Raw genomic sequence first — 17,539 nt, forward strand, 5'->3', positions numbered from 1 at the left:
TGTCCGTGCTTCGGTGTAGCATAAACGCCAGTTTTTTAAGCGTGACTCGACTGGAGCACGCTTCTCCATTGGCAACAAAGGCTTATGAGGGCTTTTTATGAATGAAGTCAAGCATTCACGTCTGATCATCCTCGGCTCTGGCCCGGCCGGTTATACCGCCGCCGTCTATGCAGCCCGGGCCAACCTGAAACCGGTGATGATCACCGGCATTCAGCCTGGCGGCCAGCTGACAACCACCACTGAGGTCGACAACTGGCCTGGAGACGTCGAAGGCCTGACTGGTCCGGCACTGATGGAGCGGATGCAGAAACACGCAGAGCGCTTCGACACTGAAGTTGTCTTCGATCACATTCACACCGCCGAACTGCAGCAGAAGCCCTTTATCCTCAAAGGAGACAGCGCAACGTACAGCTGCGACGCATTGATCATCGCAACCGGCGCATCGGCCCAGTATCTCGGCCTGCCATCAGAAGAAGCGTTCGCAGGACGAGGCGTGTCGGCATGCGCCACCTGTGACGGGTTCTTCTACCGCAACCAGGTCGTGGCCGTAATCGGTGGCGGCAACACCGCTGTGGAGGAAGCGCTGTATCTCTCAAACATTGCCAAGGAAGTGCATCTGATCCACCGCCGCGACAAGCTGCGCTCCGAGAAGATTCTGCAGGACAAGATCATGGAGAAGGCAGCCAATGGCAACATTCGCCTGCACTGGAACCACACGCTTGAAGAGGTGCTGGGCGATGCGAGCGGCGTAACCGGAGTGAGGCTGAAGAGCACCGAGTCCGGCGAGGAGCAGAAGCTCGACCTGGCAGGCGTTTTCATCGCTATCGGACACAAGCCCAACACGGACCTTTTCCAAGGCCAACTCGAGATGAAAGACGGCTACCTCATGATCAAGGGCGGCAATGAGGGAGACGCGACAAGCACCACTATCCCAGGCGTGTTTGCTGCAGGCGATGTAGCCGATCACGTTTATCGCCAGGCGATCACTTCGGCCGGCGCTGGCTGCATGGCCGCGCTCGATGCCGAAAAATATCTCGACCTGTAAACCTTATAAGGGCGGATGCGCCATCCGCCCGCGTGACTATTAATATGCTGACCTGGCTGCAGCGCGACGACCTGTCGTTCCCCCCGCTCGAAAAAGCCATGCGCGATCCCAACGGGCTTCTCGCTGCAGGAGGCGATCTCTCGCCTGAGCGTCTACTTGCAGCCTACCGTCACGGCTGCTTTCCCTGGTACCAGGAAGGACAACCACTACTCTGGTGGTCACCCGACCCACGCACCGTCCTCTACCCAAACGAGCTGCATGTCTCACGCAGCCTCGGCAAGAAATTGCGGCAAGGTGCATTCAGCGTCACCTTTGACCAAGCATTTAAAGCCGTCATCGAAGGCTGCGCCGGCCCTCGCAGCTACACCGACGGCACATGGATTACAACGCCAATGCAGGATGCCTATATCAAACTGCATCAGCTCGGCGTCGCCCACTCAGTTGAAGTCTGGCAAGACGAACGGTTGGTCGGAGGCCTCTATGGCCTCGCCATGGGTCGACTATTCTTCGGCGAATCAATGTTCAGTCGAACGACCGACGCGTCCAAGGCGGGATTCGTGACATTAGTGGAACGTCTCCGCGACTGGGAATTCAAATTGATTGACTGCCAGATGCACACGCAACACCTAGCCAGTTTTGGCGCGAGACCCATACCACGCCAGACCTTCGCCAAGACGCTAGCCAACTATCTGGATGAACCCAGTAAGGCCCGATGGGAGCCCTAGTCGACGAAGCCAAGCTGACCTACACTGATTCCAAGATTTTCGAGAGCTGCCCATGACTTCACTGGCTCGTCTCAAGTTCTATGCAACCCAGCCTCACGCCTGCAGTTATCTGCCCGACGAACAGGCCACTACGCTCTTCCTCGACCCCAGCCAGCCGATGGACGTACAGGTGTATGCAGAGCTGTCCGAAATGGGCTTTCGGCGCAGCGGCGACCATCTCTACCGCCCACACTGTCAACGCTGCACCGCTTGTATTCCAGCACGGATACCCGCCGACGGGCTGCAACTCAATCGCCAGCAGAAACGTATCCTCAAGCGCAACGCCGACCTTACCGTCACCGACGTCCGGCCTTCGTTCACCGAGGAGTACTACGCGCTATACGCGAACTATATTGAACAGCGCCATGCTGACGGTGACATGTATCCGCCGAGCCGAGATCAGTTTCATACCTTTCTGGTTCGCGATCTGCCGTTTTCTCGATTCTACGAGTTTCGCCTGGAAGGGCGCCTGCTTGCGCTGGCGGTGACGGACCTCCTGCCCAATGGTCTGTCCGCTGTTTACACCTTTTACGACCCCAGCGAGGAACGTCGCAGCCTAGGCCGCTTTGCGATTCTCTGGCAAGTTGGTGAGGCAGCCCGCCTAGGGCTGAAGGCGATCTACCTAGGCTACTGGATCAAAAACTGCCGCAAGATGAACTACAAGACTGAATACCGACCAATCGAGCTGTTGGTTAACCAACGCTGGATAACTCTAACCTGAGCTCTTGGCTCTCGGGGCCCTTTCAGGCACAATACTTGCCGCTTTTACCCGGGCATTCTTCGCACCGGGTCTATCATTGGACACCGAGGGCTTTACTGAATGTCGAAAGAAGACAGCTTCGAAATGGAAGGTACTGTCGTCGACACCCTGCCTAACACCATGTTTCGTGTGGAGTTGGAAAATGGGCACGTCGTTACTGCGCACATCTCCGGAAAGATGCGCAAGAACTACATCCGGATTCTTACCGGTGACAAGGTTCGCGTTGAACTTACGCCTTACGATCTGAGCAAAGGCCGCATCACTTACCGCGCCCGCTGACAGGACGCGAGCATGAACGCCCGGCATCGACCGGGCTTTTTTGTTGGTGCTCGCGCAACGGAGGTCCAACTCGCTCGGTTGCGTCAGCAGGTACGGTGCCGCGCTTCTCCTGGATAGGCGCCCGCCGTCACCATTCACAGAAACGCCCGGCGATGCCGGGCGTTTCTGTTTCGGTGCGTCAATGTGCTAGGCCAGCTCGGCAGACGTTTCGAAGTCGAAGTACGGCTCGCCATCACGTATGTCGATGTGCACCACACCACCGTGCTCGGCCAGCTCCCCGAACAAAATCTCCTCAGCCAGCGGCCGCTTGATTTTGTCTTGGATCAGACGAGCCATTGGCCGCGCGCCCATTTGCACATCATAGCCACGCTCAGCCAACCAACCACGAGCCGCATCCGAAACCTCAAGCGTGACGTGCTTATCCTCAAGCTGCGTCTGCAGCTCAATGAGGAATTTGTCGACAATGCTCTTGATGACTTCGTGGCTGAGGCGGCCAAACTGGATGATCGTGTCCAGGCGGTTCCGGAACTCCGGTGTGAAGCTCTTCTTGATCACTTCCATCGCATCTGAAGCGTGATCCTGATGCGTGAAGCCAATAGAAGCTCTGGCCGCGGTTTCCGCTCCGGCATTGGTCGTCATGATCATAATCACGTTACGGAAGTCAGCCTTGCGGCCGTTGTTGTCCGTCAGGGTGCCATGATCCATAACCTGCAAAAGCAGATTGAAGACTTCAGGATGCGCCTTCTCGATCTCATCTAGAAGCAGGACGCAGTGCGGCTGCTTGGTGATCGCCTCGGTCAACAACCCGCCCTGATCAAAGCCAACGTAACCTGGCGGCGCACCGATGAGCCGAGACACGGTATGACGCTCCATGTACTCAGACATATCGAAGCGAACAAGCTCAATGCCAAGCGCCCGCGCAAGCTGCCGAGCCGCTTCTGTTTTACCGACCCCAGTAGGGCCGGCGAAGAGGAACGAGCCTACCGGCTTATCTGGAGCCTTCAGCCCTGCACGCGATAGCTTGATCGCTGTGGACAGTGAATCGATAGCGTCATCCTGACCGAATACGGTCAGCTTCAAGTCGCGTTCCAGATTGCGTAGCAGCTCTTTGTCTGAGGTACTCACATGCTTTGGAGGAATGCGCGCAATCTTCGCGACAATGTCTTCAACCTGCTCGACGTCTATCCGCGAGACGCGTTTGTCTTCAGGCTGTAGACGCTGATATGCGCCCGCCTCATCAATTACATCGATCGCCTTGTCAGGCATGTGCCGGTCATTGATGTACCGAGAGGCGAGCTCCGCAGCAGCCCGAAGCGATTCGTCGCTGTACTCGATATTGTGGTGCTGCTCGAAGCGACCTTTCAAACCTCTCAGGATGCCGATTGTGTCCTCAACGGACGGTTCTGAAACGTCGACTTTCTGGAAGCGACGTGCGAGCGCCCGATCCTTCTCGAAGATGCCACGGAATTCTTGAAAAGTGGTGGACCCAATACAGCGGATCTCCCCAGATGACAGCAGCGGCTTGAGTAGATTTGACGCATCCATCACGCCACCCGAGGCGGCCCCAGCCCCGATAATGGTGTGAATTTCATCAATGAATAGCACAGCCTGCGGACGCTTGCGAAGCTCGTTTAAGAGCGCCTTGAAGCGCTTTTCGAAATCACCCCGATACTTCGTACCGGCCAACAGGGCGCCAAGATCGAGCGAGTAAACCACGCTATTGGCGAGCAACTCGGGCACTTGATTGTCGACGATGCGCTTGGCAAGACCCTCAGCAATCGCAGTTTTACCTACCCCGGCCTCACCAACCAGCAACGGATTATTCTTGCGACGACGAGCCAGAATCTGAGCGACTCGCTCGACCTCATGCTCACGGCCGACTAACGGATCGATACGACCCTGACGAGCCAAGTCATTCAAATTGCTTGCATAAGCATCGAGCGGGTTGCTCGCTGTAGAGGATTCACCGCCCTCCTCATCCTGCATTTCCGCGTCGCCATCAGGATTGCCATTGTTACCCGGCACCTTGGAAATACCATGAGCGATATAGTTGACGACATCGATGCGAGCCACGTTCTGCTGCTTTAGCAGGAATACCGCCTGGCTTTCCTGCTCGCTGAAGATCGCAACCAGCACGTTGGCTCCAGTAACCTCACGCTTACCCGAACTCTGGACATGAAAGACCGCTCGCTGCAGTACCCGCTGAAAGCCCAGAGTTGGCTGGGTTTCACGCTCGTCATCATGCTGTGGAATCAATGGTGTCGTGGAGTCAATAAATTCCTGAAGGTCGTGACGCAGTTTATCGAGGCTGGCTCCGCAGGCGCGCAAAACCGTTGCGGCCGCTTCATTGTCCAGCAGGGCTAGCAGAAGGTGCTCAACCGTCATGAATTCATGACGTTTGGTGCGCGCCTCCTTGAAAGCCAGATTCAGTGTGACTTCGAGCTCACGGTTCAACATAGCTTTCACCTCTTACCCAGCAGTCGGGTTTAACCGTCCTTCTCGATCTCACAAAGCAACGGATGCTGGCATTCCCTTGCATATTGATTGACCTGCATTGCTTTGGTTTCAGCGACGTCGCGCGTATAGACGCCACAAACGGCCCGCCCTTCGGTATGAACCGCCAGCATGATCTTGGTGGCCAGCTCCCGATTGTGATTGAAAATTCCCTCGAGCACCTCCACGACGAAATCCATCGGCGTGTAGTCATCATTAAACATGACAACTTTGAACATCGGTGGTGCCTTCAGTTGCGGCTTGGCTTCTTCGACCGCCAGGCCAGAAGAATCGTCGTCCGACGGCTTCGGACGATCCTGATTGAATGTTAGTCGAATCTTGGGAAATGCACGCATGCGTATAACAGTTCTAGATCGGGGCGCCGAGGCCGGGTAAATAGAAGGGCTTCACAGCCACCTGACGAGTCGCCTTGACTATCGGCAAAACGATGATACAAACAGTATGTGCCACAACGGCAACGGGCTGCGCATGTGGGCCATGTGCTGCATCAGCGCGGAATGAAATGGATGTTACTCCAGTGATGGACTCCTTTGCAGAGGGATAACAGCATGCTAAGCGGTAAGGTCAAGTGGTTCAACAACGCCAAAGGCTACGGATTTATCGTAGCAGACGGCGGCGATGAGGACCTGTTCGCCCACTACTCGGCCATTCAAATGGAAGGGTACAGAACTCTGAAAGCTGGGCAAGCGGTCATGTTCGACATACTGCAAGGTCCCAAGGGCCTACACGCAACCAATATACGGTCGCTGCAAACCACTGCGGAGGCAGTTGCGCCTGCCTCTCAGGGCTCGACTGTAGACGCCTGACGCTAGGCAACAAAAAGGCCGATCATTCATTGATCGGCCTTTTTGTGTTTCTCCCGAACAGTTACATGTGGGAGATCATGGCGTCGCCAAATTCAGAGCAGGACATAAGCTTCGCGCCGTCCATCAGGCGCTCGAAGTCGTAAGTCACTGTCTTGGCAGCGATAGCGCTTTCGGTCGACTTGATAATCAGATCCGCCGCTTCCAGCCACCCCATGTGACGCAGCATCATTTCCGCCGAAAGGATCAGCGACCCCGGGTTGACTTTGTCCTGCCCCGCGTACTTTGGCGCGGTGCCGTGCGTGGCCTCAAACATGGCAACCGTGTCCGAGAGATTGGCGCCCGGCGCGATACCGATGCCGCCTACTTCCGCCGCCAACGCATCGGACAGGTAGTCACCGTTCAGATTAAGGGTTGCAATAACGTCGTACTCGGCGGGACGCAGCAGGATCTGCTGGAGCATTGCATCAGCAATGGCGTCCTTGACGACGATATTCTTTCCTGTGGTGGGATTCTTGAACTGCATCCACGGGCCACCGTCTAGCAACTCGGCACCGAACTCATCGCGCGCCACCTCGTAGCCCCACTCCTTGAATGCACCTTCGGTGAACTTCATGATGTTGCCCTTGTGCACCAAGGTGACCGAGCCACGGTCATTATCGACTGCATACTGCAGTGCCTTGCGCACCAGCCGTTTGGTCCCTTCCAGCGAAACCGGCTTGATACCGATACCGCAGTTTTCAGTAAAGCGGATCTTCTTGACGCCCATTTCTTCAGTTAGAAACTTGATGACCTTTTCGCACTCAGGGGAACCGGCCTTCCACTCTACGCCCGCGTAAATGTCTTCTGAGTTCTCGCGGAAGATGACCATATCCACATCGGCAGGCTTCTTCACTGGGCTAGGCACACCGGTAAACCAGCGAACCGGACGCTGACATACATAAAGATCAAGCTCCTGACGCAGCGCGACGTTCAACGAGCGAATGCCGCCCCCGACCGGAGTGGTCAGCGGCCCCTTGATCGACACCACAAAATCACGCACTACATCCAGGGTTTCCTTGGGTAGCCAGGTGTCCTGGTCATACACCTGCGTCGCCTTCTCACCCGCATAGATCTCCATCCAGGCGATCTTGCGCTCACCGCCGTAGGCCTTCTCTACGGCAGCATCGACTACCTTGATCATCACTGGGCTGATGTCCACGCCAATACCGTCACCTTCTATATAAGGGATGATCGGATTGTTGGGTACGTTCAGAGTGTTATCGGTATTGACGGTGATTTTGTCACCGCTGGCAGGCACCTGGATCTTTTGGTATCCCATGCTGGACTCCGTTTTGTGGTTAAACATTAAACAGTGGTCATCTTCGAAGAGTAACCCAGTTGAATCGGCCTAAACCATATGTTCGTTCGTCGTATGGCCAGGGCATTCTTTGACAACGGGCGTCAGTGATATACTGCTTAGGTGACTAACGAGTCATGAGAGGCAGCCGATCTTTGACGAGATCCTTGTCTTTGCACCGCCAGGCTGCCAACCGCAGCCGGTCGGATCAAACACTCAACACTCCAGTGGTGCTGCATCCAACATCATCGCGGCGAACCTCGAGACTGGCACGGCTGACGCAGCCAGGGCGCCTACCTGCGCACTTCGAGTTTCTGTGCACGCTCAGCAAGAGAGAGTCAACTCTACATGTCCACCCGCTCGAAGATTATCTACACCTTCACCGATGAAGCCCCGGCGCTGGCCACCTACTCGCTTCTGCCAATTGTAGAAGCCTTTGCCGCCTCCGCTGATATAGCCGTCGAAACACGTGACATCTCTCTCGCAGGGCGCATTCTTGCAAGCTTTGCTGACCAGCTGGATGCCGATAAAGTAGTAGACGATGACTTGGCCAAGCTTGCCGAGCTGACGAACCAGCCGGACGCCAACCTCATCAAGCTGCCCAACATCAGCGCCTCCGTACCTCAGCTCAAGGCGGCTATCGCCGAACTGCAAGCCTTGGGCTATAACCTCCCCAACTTTCCAGAAGATCCGCAAACAGAAGCGGACAAGGAAGTGCGTGCGCGCTACGGCAAGGTGCTCGGCAGCGCGGTAAACCCCGTCTTGCGAGAAGGAAACTCTGATCGACGCGCACCAGCGGCCGTTAAAGCCTTCGCTCGCAAGCACCCGCACTCTATGGGCAAGTGGAGCAAGGCGTCGCAGTCGCATGCGGACTACATGCGCGGCGGCGATTTCTTCTCCAGCGAACAATCCATCACCATGGAAGCAGCCGGCGATGTGCGCATCGAGTTTGTCGGCAAGGATGGTAACGTCGAGGTCAAGAAGCAGCTCGCCCTACAAGAAGGCGAAGTGCTCGACGGCATGTTCATGAGCTGCAACAAGCTGCGCGAATTTTTCGAGCAAACGCTGCAGGATTGCAAAGAAACCGGCGTTATGTGGTCCCTGCACGTCAAGGCGACCATGATGAAAATCTCGCATCCGATCGTCTTCGGCCATGCCGTTAGCGTTTACTACAAGGACGTCTTCGACAAGTACGGCGAGCTCTTCAAAGAACTGGGCGTTAATCCGAACAATGGAATCAGCAGCGTCTACGACAAGATCAAGTCGCTGCCCGACTCCCAGCAGGAAGAGATCCTTCACGACATCCACGCCTGCTATGCCGAGCGTCCTGAAATGGCGATGGTTGACTCTGTCAAAGGCATCACCAACCTGCACATCCCGAGTGATGTGATCGTCGACGCCTCCATGCCCGCCATGATCCGCAATTCGGGTCAGATGTGGGGCAAAGACGGAAAGCAGAAAGACACCAAAGCGGTGATGCCGGAGAGCACCTATGCTCGCATCTACCAGGAGATGATCAACTTCTGCAAAACCAACGGCGCCTTTGATCCTGTGACCATGGGCAGCGTACCGAACGTTGGCCTGATGGCACAAAAGGCCGAAGAGTACGGCTCTCACGACAAGACCTTCGAGATGCAAGCGGACGGCATCATGCGTGTCGTGCTGGCCGACGGCACCGTACTGATGCAGCACCCCGTGGAGAAAGGCGACATCTGGCGCGCCTGCCAGACCAAAGACGCACCGATTCGCGACTGGGTCAAGCTGGCCGTGACCCGCGCGCGCCAATCGGATACGCCGGCGATTTTCTGGCTTGACCCCGAGCGCGCTCATGATCGCGAGCTGCAGAAGAAGGTTGAAACCTACCTGCAGGACCATGACCTAGCTGGCCTCGACATCCGCATGATGGGCTACAACGAAGCCATCCGCGTCAGCATGGAACGCCTGATTCGCGGCCAGGACACCATCTCCGTGACCGGCAACGTGCTTCGCGATTACCTGACCGACTTGTTCCCGATCATGGAACTCGGGACTTCAGCGAAGATGCTGTCTATCGTCCCTCTTATGGCCGGTGGCGGCATGTATGAAACCGGTGCTGGTGGCTCTGCACCCAAGCACGTCCAGCAGCTGATCGAAGAAAACCATCTGCGCTGGGACTCTCTGGGCGAATTCCTGGCGCTGGCCGTGTCGCTGGAAGAGACCGGCATAAAAACTGACAACGTCAAAGCCAAGCTACTTGGCAAGACGCTGGACGCTGCTACGGGCAAGCTGCTCGACAACAACAAGTCCCCGTCTCGCCGCACCGGCGAACTGGACAACCGCGGCAGTCACTTCTACCTGGCGCTGTACTGGGCGCAGGAGCTCGCAGCACAAACCGAAGACGCCGACCTGCAAGCCCAGTTCGCCCCCTTGGCGAAGCAGCTGAAGGATAACGAAGAAGCCATTCTTGCTGAGCTGGCCGAGGTGCAGGGTAAGCCAGTCGACATTGGCGGCTACTATCGCTCGAACCCCGAGCTGACCAGCAAGGCGATGCGCCCTAGCGCAACGTTCAACGCTGCGCTCGCCGCCCTGGCTTGATCAGGGCTGCTGTTACTGACGCATGAAACCGAACCCCGGCGCTAAGCCGGGGTTTCTTTTTTCGGACGCGCCCAATGCGCTGTCATCAAAGCTCGATAAAATGCAGAGGCCAAAAATGACCTGGCACCCACACATCACCGTGGCGACGATTGTCGAAGCCGATGGCCGCTTCCTCATGGTCGAGGAATCAAAAGGCGGTCGATTGGTACTCAACCAACCGGCGGGACACCTAGAGCCCGACGAGACGTTACGCCAGGCGGCGGTACGCGAAACCCTTGAGGAAACCGGCTGGGAAGTCCAGCTTGGGGGCGTAGTGGGAATCTACCTTTACACAGCCCCAAGCAATGGCGTGACCTACCAGCGCGTTTGCTTCTCGGCCTCGCCGATTCGCCATGACTCGCAGCGCGAGCTCGACACCGGCATTGTCGCCGCCCTCTGGTTGACTCGAGACGAACTGGCCCAGCAACCAGAACGTTGGCGCAGCGAGCTGATTCTTCGCTGTATTGATGACTACCTGACTGGCCCGACCCACGACCTCGCCGTCATCCGTGACTGATCGACCTTAACCGCTGGCTATGCCGGCCTGTTAGAATTGATGTTTTGCAGTTAATCCTGAGTCTTTATGCCTGATTCACCGCTTATTGCCCCTGAAAACCTGCGCGTCATCGTCGGCATGTCCGGCGGCGTCGACTCCTCGGTTTCCGCCCTGCTTTTGCTTGAGCAGGGATACCAGGTCGAAGGCCTGTTCATGAAGAACTGGGAGGAAGATGACGGCACCGAGTACTGCACTGCGCGGGAAGATCTCGCTGACGCTCAGGCCGTCTGTGACCGGATCGGCATCAAACTGCATACAGCCAACTTTGCCGCCGAGTATTGGGACAACGTGTTCGAGCACTTTTTGGCTGAATACAAAGCCGGAAGGACGCCGAACCCAGACATTCTTTGCAACCGCGAGATCAAGTTCAAGGCGTTTCTTGATTATGCCCTGGCGCTCGGCGCCGACCTGATTGCCACCGGACATTACGTGCGACGCCGCGACATTGATGGGCGCAGCGAGTTGCTCAAGGGCCTAGACCCGAACAAGGATCAAAGCTATTTCCTTCATGCTGTTGGCGGCGAGCAGCTGGGCAAGACACTGTTTCCGGTAGGCGAGCTAGAAAAGCCCGCAGTCCGGGCAGTTGCCGAAAAACACGGCTTGGCGACGGCAAAGAAGAAGGACTCGACAGGAATCTGCTTCATTGGCGAACGCCGGTTCAGCGATTTTCTCAAGCAGTATCTGCCTGCTCAGCCGGGCGACATCGAGACGATTGAAGGCGAGATCATTGGGCGCCATCACGGCCTCATGTATCACACCATTGGCCAGCGACAGGGTTTGGGAATTGGCGGCCTTAAGGATGCCAGCGACGAGCCCTGGTATGTTTTGAACAAAGATCTTGAACGCAACGTGCTGGTAGTAGGACAAGGCAATGATCACCCCTGGCTGTTTTCCCGCGCCCTGCTGGTGTCGGAAATTTTCTGGGTCAATCCGATCGATGTGTCCACGCCCTTGAGACTCTCAGCCAAGGTTCGCTACCGCCAGAGCGACCAGACCTGCACGCTGGAGCAGACCGATAGCGGCTATCGTGCGGTCTTCGAGGAGCCGCAACGCGCCGTAACGCCTGGGCAGTCCGTGGTGTTCTATGACGGCGAGGTCTGCCTCGGTGGCGGCGTGATCGAAACTGCAGAACCCTGGTTCGCTGGAGCCCGCCCATGACGCCGCGACAGGAACAGCTCGTTGCCCTCGGCGCTGTATTCGAAGCCGCGGCACTGGTTGATCGAATAGCCCGAACCGGCCAGGTACCAAACGCTGCCTTGGCAAACCTGCTGGGCAGCCTATTGGTTCGAGAAGACAAGCCTGCCCTGGAAATCTATGGCGGCGATGACTTGAACCTTCGGGAGGGCTATCGAGCCCTGGTCGGCGCACTGGAACGAGACACCAGCAGTCTGCAACGCGAGCCGCTGCGCTACGCGCTGGCGATGATAGGCCTGGAACGGCAACTGGATAAACGTAGAGACCTGTTACAGGTGATCGGTAGTCGCCTGGACCAGATACAGCAGCAGGCCGACCACTTTGGTCTGACGCACGAAAATGTGATCGCCTCATTTGGTGGACTGTACCAAGACACACTTAGCACCTTTCGCCAACGTATTCAGGTCCAAGGTGATATGCGCCACCTTCAGCAGAGCGACAACGCCGCCAAGATCCGCGCGCTTCTGCTGGCAGGCATACGTTCGGCGCGGCTCTGGCGCCAGCTTGGCGGGCACCGGTGGCAGATGGTATTCAGCCGGCGCAAGTTGCTCGACGAGCTCTACCCTATGCTCCGCTCGGAATAAGCCGCGACAGGTGGCTCGATAAGCAATGTCGCCACTGCAGCAGTCTACCCTTCGCTTTCATGTATAATCTGCGCCCTCTTTTCGTTGCTCGACTGTCCGAGAATGCCCTTTATGCAGCTTTCCTCGCTCACCGCGGTTTCCCCTGTCGATGGCCGCTACGCCGGCAAAACCAGCGCCCTGCGCCCCATTTTCAGTGAGTTCGGTTTGATTCGTTGCCGTGTCCAGGTTGAAGTTCGCTGGTTGCAGCGATTGGCGGCGCATGCCGGCATTCCTGAAGTGGCGCCCTTCTCGGACGAGGCCAACGCCCTTCTAGATCAGCTTGCCGAGAACTTTCAAGTCGAGCACGCCGAACGCGTCAAGGAATTCGAACGCACGACCAATCACGACGTGAAAGCTGTGGAATATCTCCTCAAGGAGCAAGCCAAGCAGCTGCCTGAACTGGCCAAGGTCAACGAGTTCATCCATTTCGCCTGCACCAGTGAGGACATCAACAACCTGTCCCACGGACTGATGCTGCGCGAAGGCCGGGACGAGGTGTTGTTGCCGCTGATGCGCCAACTGGCGGATGCAATCCGCAGCCTGGCCATCGCCCACGCCGATGTGCCGATGCTCTCCCGCACGCACGGCCAGCCGGCGTCGCCCACCACGCTGGGCAAGGAGCTGGCAAATGTGGTTTATCGTCTCGAACGCCAGATTGCACAGGTGGCGGCAGTACCACTGCTCGGCAAGATCAATGGCGCCGTCGGTAACTACAATGCCCACCTCTCAGCCTATCCCGACGTTGACTGGGAAGCTAACGCACGTGAATTCATCGAAAACGATCTTGGTCTTTCCTGGAACCCGTACACGACTCAGATCGAACCGCACGACTACATTGCTGAGCTGTTCGATGCAGTAGCACGCTTCAATACGATCCTCATCGACTTCGACCGCGACATCTGGGGCTACATCTCGTTGGGTTATTTCAAGCAGCGCACTGTCGCTGGCGAAATCGGCTCTTCGACCATGCCTCACAAGGTCAACCCGATCGACTTCGAAAACTCCGAAGGCAACCTCGGCATTGCCAATGCACTGCTCAGCCACTTGGCGAGCAAGTTGCCCATCTCGCGCTGGCAGCGGGACCTGACCGACTCCACCGTACTGCGCAATCTGGGTGTTGGTTTCGCTCACAGCATCATTGCGTACGAAGCCAGCCTCAAAGGCATCGGCAAACTGGAGCTCAACGAAGCGCGCATTGCCGAAGACCTCGACGCGTGCTGGGAAGTACTGGCCGAGCCGATCCAGACCGTCATGCGCCGGTATGCCATCGAAAACCCCTACGAGAAACTCAAGGAATTGACCCGAGGCAAAGGCATCAGCCCCGAGGCGCTGCAGACTTTCATCGAAGGACTGGATATGCCGGCCGAAGCCAAGCAGGAGCTGCGCAAACTGACTCCGGCCGCCTACATCGGCAATGCGGCCGAACAGGCCAAGCGGATCTGAGCGACCCATTTTTTGCACGCCCGGCTGTGCCGGGCGTTTTTATTTGCGGCTCTTGATAGAGCAAGGTACCTGGCATGACTTCCGACACCCCTTTGCAAATCCTCGGCGGGATCAGCGCGCGCGAGTTTCTTCGTGACTACTGGCAGAAAAAACCCCTACTGGTCCGCCAGGCCATTCCTGGGTTTGAAAGCCCGGTGTCTCCGGACGAATTGGCCGGTCTTTCGCTGGAAGAAGAAGTCGAGTCGCGCCTGGTCATCGAGCATGGCGACACGCCGTGGGAACTCCGCCGAGGACCGTTCAGCGAGGACACCTATCAGAACTTGCCAGAACGAGACTGGACTCTGCTCGTACAGGCCGTCGATCAGCTAGTGCCGGAAGTCGCCGAGCTGATCGAGCATTTTCGTTTCCTGCCAAACTGGCGAATCGACGACGTCATGGTCAGCTTCGCCGCGCCGGGCGGTGGAGTGGGTCCGCATTTCGACAATTACGACGTTTTCCTGCTACAGGCCCATGGACAGCGGCGCTGGCGCGTAGGACAGATGTGTGACAGCGAGAGCGCAATGCTCAAGCATGCCGACCTGCGCATACTTGCCGATTTTCAAGGCACTGACGAATGGGTTCTCGAGCCAGGCGACATGCTTTATCTGCCACCGAGACTGGCTCATTTCGGCACTGCCGAAGACGCATGCATGACCTACTCGCTGGGTTTCAGAGCACCCAGCGCAGCGGAGGTTCTAACCCACTTCACCGACTTCCTCGCGCAGTTTTTGCCAGATGAAGAACGTTACAGTGATGCAGACCTCCTCCCGATCGAAGACCCACACCAGATCCAGAGCGATGCGCTGGATCGTTTGCGAGCGATGCTCGCCGAGCATATGGGTGACGAGCGCTTGCTGCTCACCTGGTTCGGGCAGTTCATGACCGAGCCGCGCTATCCAGAGCGAGTACAGGGGCCGGAGATTGACGAACAGGCAATGCTGGCAGCGCTTGAGGATGGCGCCATACTGGTCCGCAACCTGAGTGCACGGCTGGCTTGGAGCGAGGTAGACATCGGCCTGTTGCTGTTTGCCAGCGGCCAAAGCCGACTGCTGCCAGGGCACTTAAAAGAGCTGCTGAAATTGGTTTGTTCCGCCGACGCGCTCCATGCAGAAAACCTCGCTGGGTGGCTGAGCGATGAGGATGGGCGTAATCTCATGCTGCAACTGGTCAAACAAGGAAGTCTGGAGTTTGCTGATGAGTGACATAGAAGTTCGCATCGCCGACTGGCAGCAGGACAACGCCGACCTACGCCGGATTCGGGAGACTGTGTTCATTGCTGAGCAATCGGTACCGCCCGAATTGGAATGGGATTCGGATGATGCTGAGGCCGTGCATTTCCTAGCTCTGGAAAGCGGCTATCCGATCGGTACCGCCCGACTACTTAATGACGGACACATTGGTCGCGTTTCGGTACTGCGCGACTGGCGAGGGATGAACGTCGGCGGCGCGCTGATGAAAGCGGTTATTAACGAGGCCGAGCGGCGCGGCCTCAATGAACAGCGACTCACCGCCCAAGTACACGCCACGTCGTTCTATGAGCGTCTTGGCTTTAAAGTCGTCAGCGAAGAATTTCTCGAGGCCGGCCTCCCCCACGTCGATATGCTACGAAAGAGCCACTAGTTATATGGCGCATGACGACCCGGATCACTCTGTCAGTAAAGACGCCCCGTCGATGATCGAGTTCCAGTCACCGGGTCGTTTCCAGATTGACAACCCAGCGGCAACGCCAACACCGCTTCCAGAATGGAGCGCAGCGCCGTTTTCGCTAGGTGTCGATACAACAATTCAGCCATTCCATGACATGACTGGAGCACGTGAGCACGCGCTTTCGCTGATTGAGCAAGTCAGGCTCAACCTGAGCATCTACACACCAGATCTGGAACCCTGGTTGTACAACCACAGCAGCATTCAAATGTCATGCTCGCGGTTTTTGCGGGCGCATCCACGCAATCGCCTGCGTATCCTGGTGGGTGACTCGTCTCGCGCAGTCATCGAAGGGCACCGCTTGGTCACCCTCAGTCGCAGGTTAACCAGCAACTGCCGCATTCGCAGCGCTCATCCGGATTATCCAATACAAGCCTCCGCATTTCTTATAGCCGATGAATGCGGCGTGCTGATTCGACCGAACGCTGATCAATTCTCTGGTCATGCGCTATACCGGGACCCAGGGCGTGCTCGCCAACAGCAAAGGCTATTCGATGCCGCCTGGGACCGTAGTCTCCCTGATCCCGATATGCGGAGTTTTCTATTATGACTCGTAACGTTCTCGTTGCCTGCCTGTTGATCATTAGCTCGACGCTGCCGGCCGCGACAGAGGTCATTCCTCTGGATTTCCGCATGGCTGAGGACGTCCTACCGATTGCTCAATCAGTGGTAGGTGATCAAGGCAAGGTCGACGCATATGGCAACCAGCTGATCGTAAATGCACCGCCAGCTGTAATCACTGAATTGCGCGAGGTGCTGACCAGGCTCGATACTGAACCCCGCAGATTGCTCATCAGCGTCGATACGCAAAACACGGCTACAGGCATCGAAAGTGGCTACCGCATCGACGGCGCTACGCGCATCGGCGACGTCGAGATCCAGAGCGGACGCGGCGAGAACAGAGGTCGGGACCAAGTGAGGATTATTCGTCACAGTACTAGTAGCCAAGGCGGCGGAGTTCAACAAGTGCAAGCCACCGAGGGCTATCCGGCGCTGATCCAGGTAGGTCAAAGCATCCCAATCAACACCACGGGGAGCGATGGCTACGGGCAGATCTATCAGCAAACGCAGTATCGGGATGTAACTCGTGGCTTCTACGCCACCGCTACGGTCCAAGGCGACCGGGTGCAAGTGACAATCAGCAGCCATAACGACCGCATGAGCAATTCTCAGCCAGGCGCGATCAATATCCAGCAAACCGATACTCGAGTGAGCGGGCGGCTTGGGGAATGGATTGAACTCGGTGGCGTCGACGAATCCGCAAGCTCTAGCGAGAGCGGCCTGGCACGCAGATATTCCACCGGCGGTCGCCAAGACCTATCGCTACGACTCAAAGTAGACACGCTGAATTAAAAAGGTTCAGCGGCGAAACACCGCTAAGTTAAAAGATGTAGTGCCTACTAAAGTTCACTACAAAACATTTGACGAACACTTTTCGCCAGCGCATTATGGCTCCGCTCCCGCTAACCAGGGGCCCTGAAGAGGGTCTCCGGATCGCACTCAGCCAACCAGCAGAGGCGTTCCGTGACTGTACTGCCCACAAGGCGGACTGACGAGGTTGCGACTGGAACGAGTCGTCCTGAGGGACGGGGAAGCGATTAACGCATCAGCTCGAGACATCAGTATGCTGACTCACTCAACGGCCCACGCGTCGCTGTGTGCAGGAATGCCACGATCATTCCACAGCTAACCGAATTCTCTTGCGGTCGTAACTGCATACCCTCCTCTCTTTGGTTCAATCCTCGTCTCGGTCGATATTTCGACGCTCTGCCGCGTGTTGCCCGCATCATCAGCGCAAACACGCAGGTTTCAGTGGGAAAAGTCGGTGCTCAACCAAACACGAATCTCTTTGAAGGATTGACC

General features: G+C 56.9%; 17 protein-coding genes. 14 read left to right on the forward strand and 3 right to left on the reverse strand.

Going from position 1 to position 17,539, the window contains the following annotated elements:
- Window positions 1–97: 97 nt before the first annotated feature.
- The 4 genes from trxB to infA all read left to right on the forward strand — a co-directional run bounded on the left by trxB (window position 98) and on the right by infA (window position 2,848).
- On the forward strand, window positions 98–1,045 hold the full coding sequence (gene trxB, locus ALTERO38_RS08145; protein ID WP_148926088.1) for a thioredoxin-disulfide reductase: 948 nt from the start codon (window positions 98–100) through the stop codon (window positions 1,043–1,045).
- Window positions 1,046–1,089: 44 nt separating this feature from the next.
- Window positions 1,090–1,770 (forward strand): leucyl/phenylalanyl-tRNA--protein transferase, encoded by a 681-nt coding sequence (gene aat, locus ALTERO38_RS08150; RefSeq protein ID WP_148926089.1) that lies wholly within the window; start codon window positions 1,090–1,092, stop codon window positions 1,768–1,770.
- Window positions 1,771–1,822: 52 nt separating this feature from the next.
- Entirely contained in the window at window positions 1,823–2,530 is a 708-nt protein-coding gene (locus tag ALTERO38_RS08155; RefSeq protein WP_102836340.1) for an arginyltransferase, read from the forward strand.
- A gap of 99 nt (window positions 2,531–2,629) precedes the next feature.
- Window positions 2,630–2,848 (forward strand): translation initiation factor IF-1, encoded by a 219-nt coding sequence (infA, locus tag ALTERO38_RS08160; RefSeq protein WP_002553999.1) that lies wholly within the window; start codon window positions 2,630–2,632, stop codon window positions 2,846–2,848.
- A gap of 186 nt (window positions 2,849–3,034) precedes the next feature.
- Here infA and clpA read toward each other — a convergent pair whose 3' ends face one another.
- Window positions 3,035–5,305 (reverse strand): ATP-dependent Clp protease ATP-binding subunit ClpA, encoded by a 2,271-nt coding sequence (gene clpA, locus ALTERO38_RS08165; RefSeq protein ID WP_102836339.1) that lies wholly within the window; start codon window positions 5,303–5,305, stop codon window positions 3,035–3,037.
- Window positions 5,306–5,334: 29 nt separating this feature from the next.
- Complete coding sequence (gene clpS / locus ALTERO38_RS08170) at window positions 5,335–5,697, reverse strand: ATP-dependent Clp protease adapter ClpS (protein ID WP_102836338.1); 363 nt, start codon at window positions 5,695–5,697, stop codon at window positions 5,335–5,337.
- Between the two features lie 213 nt (window positions 5,698–5,910).
- Here clpS and cspD point away from each other — a divergent pair, with 213 nt between their 5' ends.
- Window positions 5,911–6,168 (forward strand): cold shock domain-containing protein CspD, encoded by a 258-nt coding sequence (gene cspD / locus ALTERO38_RS08175; protein ID WP_045426519.1) that lies wholly within the window; start codon window positions 5,911–5,913, stop codon window positions 6,166–6,168.
- Between the two features lie 61 nt (window positions 6,169–6,229).
- Here cspD and icd read toward each other — a convergent pair whose 3' ends face one another.
- Window positions 6,230–7,486 (reverse strand): NADP-dependent isocitrate dehydrogenase, encoded by a 1,257-nt coding sequence (gene icd / locus ALTERO38_RS08180; RefSeq protein ID WP_159967975.1) that lies wholly within the window; start codon window positions 7,484–7,486, stop codon window positions 6,230–6,232.
- Between the two features lie 366 nt (window positions 7,487–7,852).
- Between icd and ALTERO38_RS08185 the strand changes: the two genes are divergently transcribed.
- From ALTERO38_RS08185 to ALTERO38_RS08220, 9 genes are all read left to right on the forward strand, one after another.
- Window positions 7,853–10,078 carry an NADP-dependent isocitrate dehydrogenase gene (locus ALTERO38_RS08185; RefSeq protein ID WP_159967977.1) on the forward strand — a complete coding sequence of 742 codons (2,226 nt, stop codon included), beginning with the start codon at window positions 7,853–7,855 and terminating at the stop codon, window positions 10,076–10,078.
- A gap of 115 nt (window positions 10,079–10,193) precedes the next feature.
- Entirely contained in the window at window positions 10,194–10,634 is a 441-nt protein-coding gene (locus ALTERO38_RS08190) for an NUDIX hydrolase (RefSeq protein WP_159967979.1), read from the forward strand.
- 66 nt (window positions 10,635–10,700) lie between these two features.
- Entirely contained in the window at window positions 10,701–11,831 is a 1,131-nt protein-coding gene (gene mnmA / locus ALTERO38_RS08195; protein ID WP_159967981.1) for a tRNA 2-thiouridine(34) synthase MnmA, read from the forward strand.
- On the forward strand, window positions 11,828–12,451 hold the full coding sequence (hflD, locus tag ALTERO38_RS08200; protein ID WP_102836333.1) for a high frequency lysogenization protein HflD: 624 nt from the start codon (window positions 11,828–11,830) through the stop codon (window positions 12,449–12,451). The genes mnmA and hflD overlap by 4 nt, the downstream gene beginning before the upstream one ends.
- A 111-nt stretch (window positions 12,452–12,562) precedes the next feature.
- Window positions 12,563–13,933, forward strand: a complete 1,371-nt coding sequence (purB, locus tag ALTERO38_RS08205) for an adenylosuccinate lyase (RefSeq protein ID WP_148926094.1) — start codon at window positions 12,563–12,565, stop codon at window positions 13,931–13,933.
- 74 nt (window positions 13,934–14,007) lie between these two features.
- Window positions 14,008–15,174: a cupin domain-containing protein gene (locus ALTERO38_RS08210; protein ID WP_148926095.1), complete on the forward strand. Its 1,167-nt coding sequence runs from the start codon at window positions 14,008–14,010 to the stop codon at window positions 15,172–15,174.
- Entirely contained in the window at window positions 15,167–15,592 is a 426-nt protein-coding gene (locus tag ALTERO38_RS08215) for a GNAT family N-acetyltransferase (protein ID WP_159967983.1), read from the forward strand. Before ALTERO38_RS08210 ends, ALTERO38_RS08215 begins: the two co-directional genes overlap by 8 nt.
- A 4-nt stretch (window positions 15,593–15,596) precedes the next feature.
- Window positions 15,597–16,226 (forward strand): histone acetyltransferase HPA2, encoded by a 630-nt coding sequence (locus ALTERO38_RS21495; protein WP_256663822.1) that lies wholly within the window; start codon window positions 15,597–15,599, stop codon window positions 16,224–16,226.
- Complete coding sequence (locus ALTERO38_RS08220; RefSeq protein ID WP_159967985.1) at window positions 16,223–17,029, forward strand: secretin N-terminal domain-containing protein; 807 nt, start codon at window positions 16,223–16,225, stop codon at window positions 17,027–17,029. Before ALTERO38_RS21495 ends, ALTERO38_RS08220 begins: the two co-directional genes overlap by 4 nt.
- Window positions 17,030–17,539 lie beyond the last annotated feature (510 nt).

The sequence above is a fragment of the Pseudomonas sp. 9Ag genome, from assembly GCF_902506445.1.
Classification (GTDB): Bacteria; Pseudomonadota; Gammaproteobacteria; order Pseudomonadales; family Pseudomonadaceae; genus Stutzerimonas; species Stutzerimonas stutzeri_AB.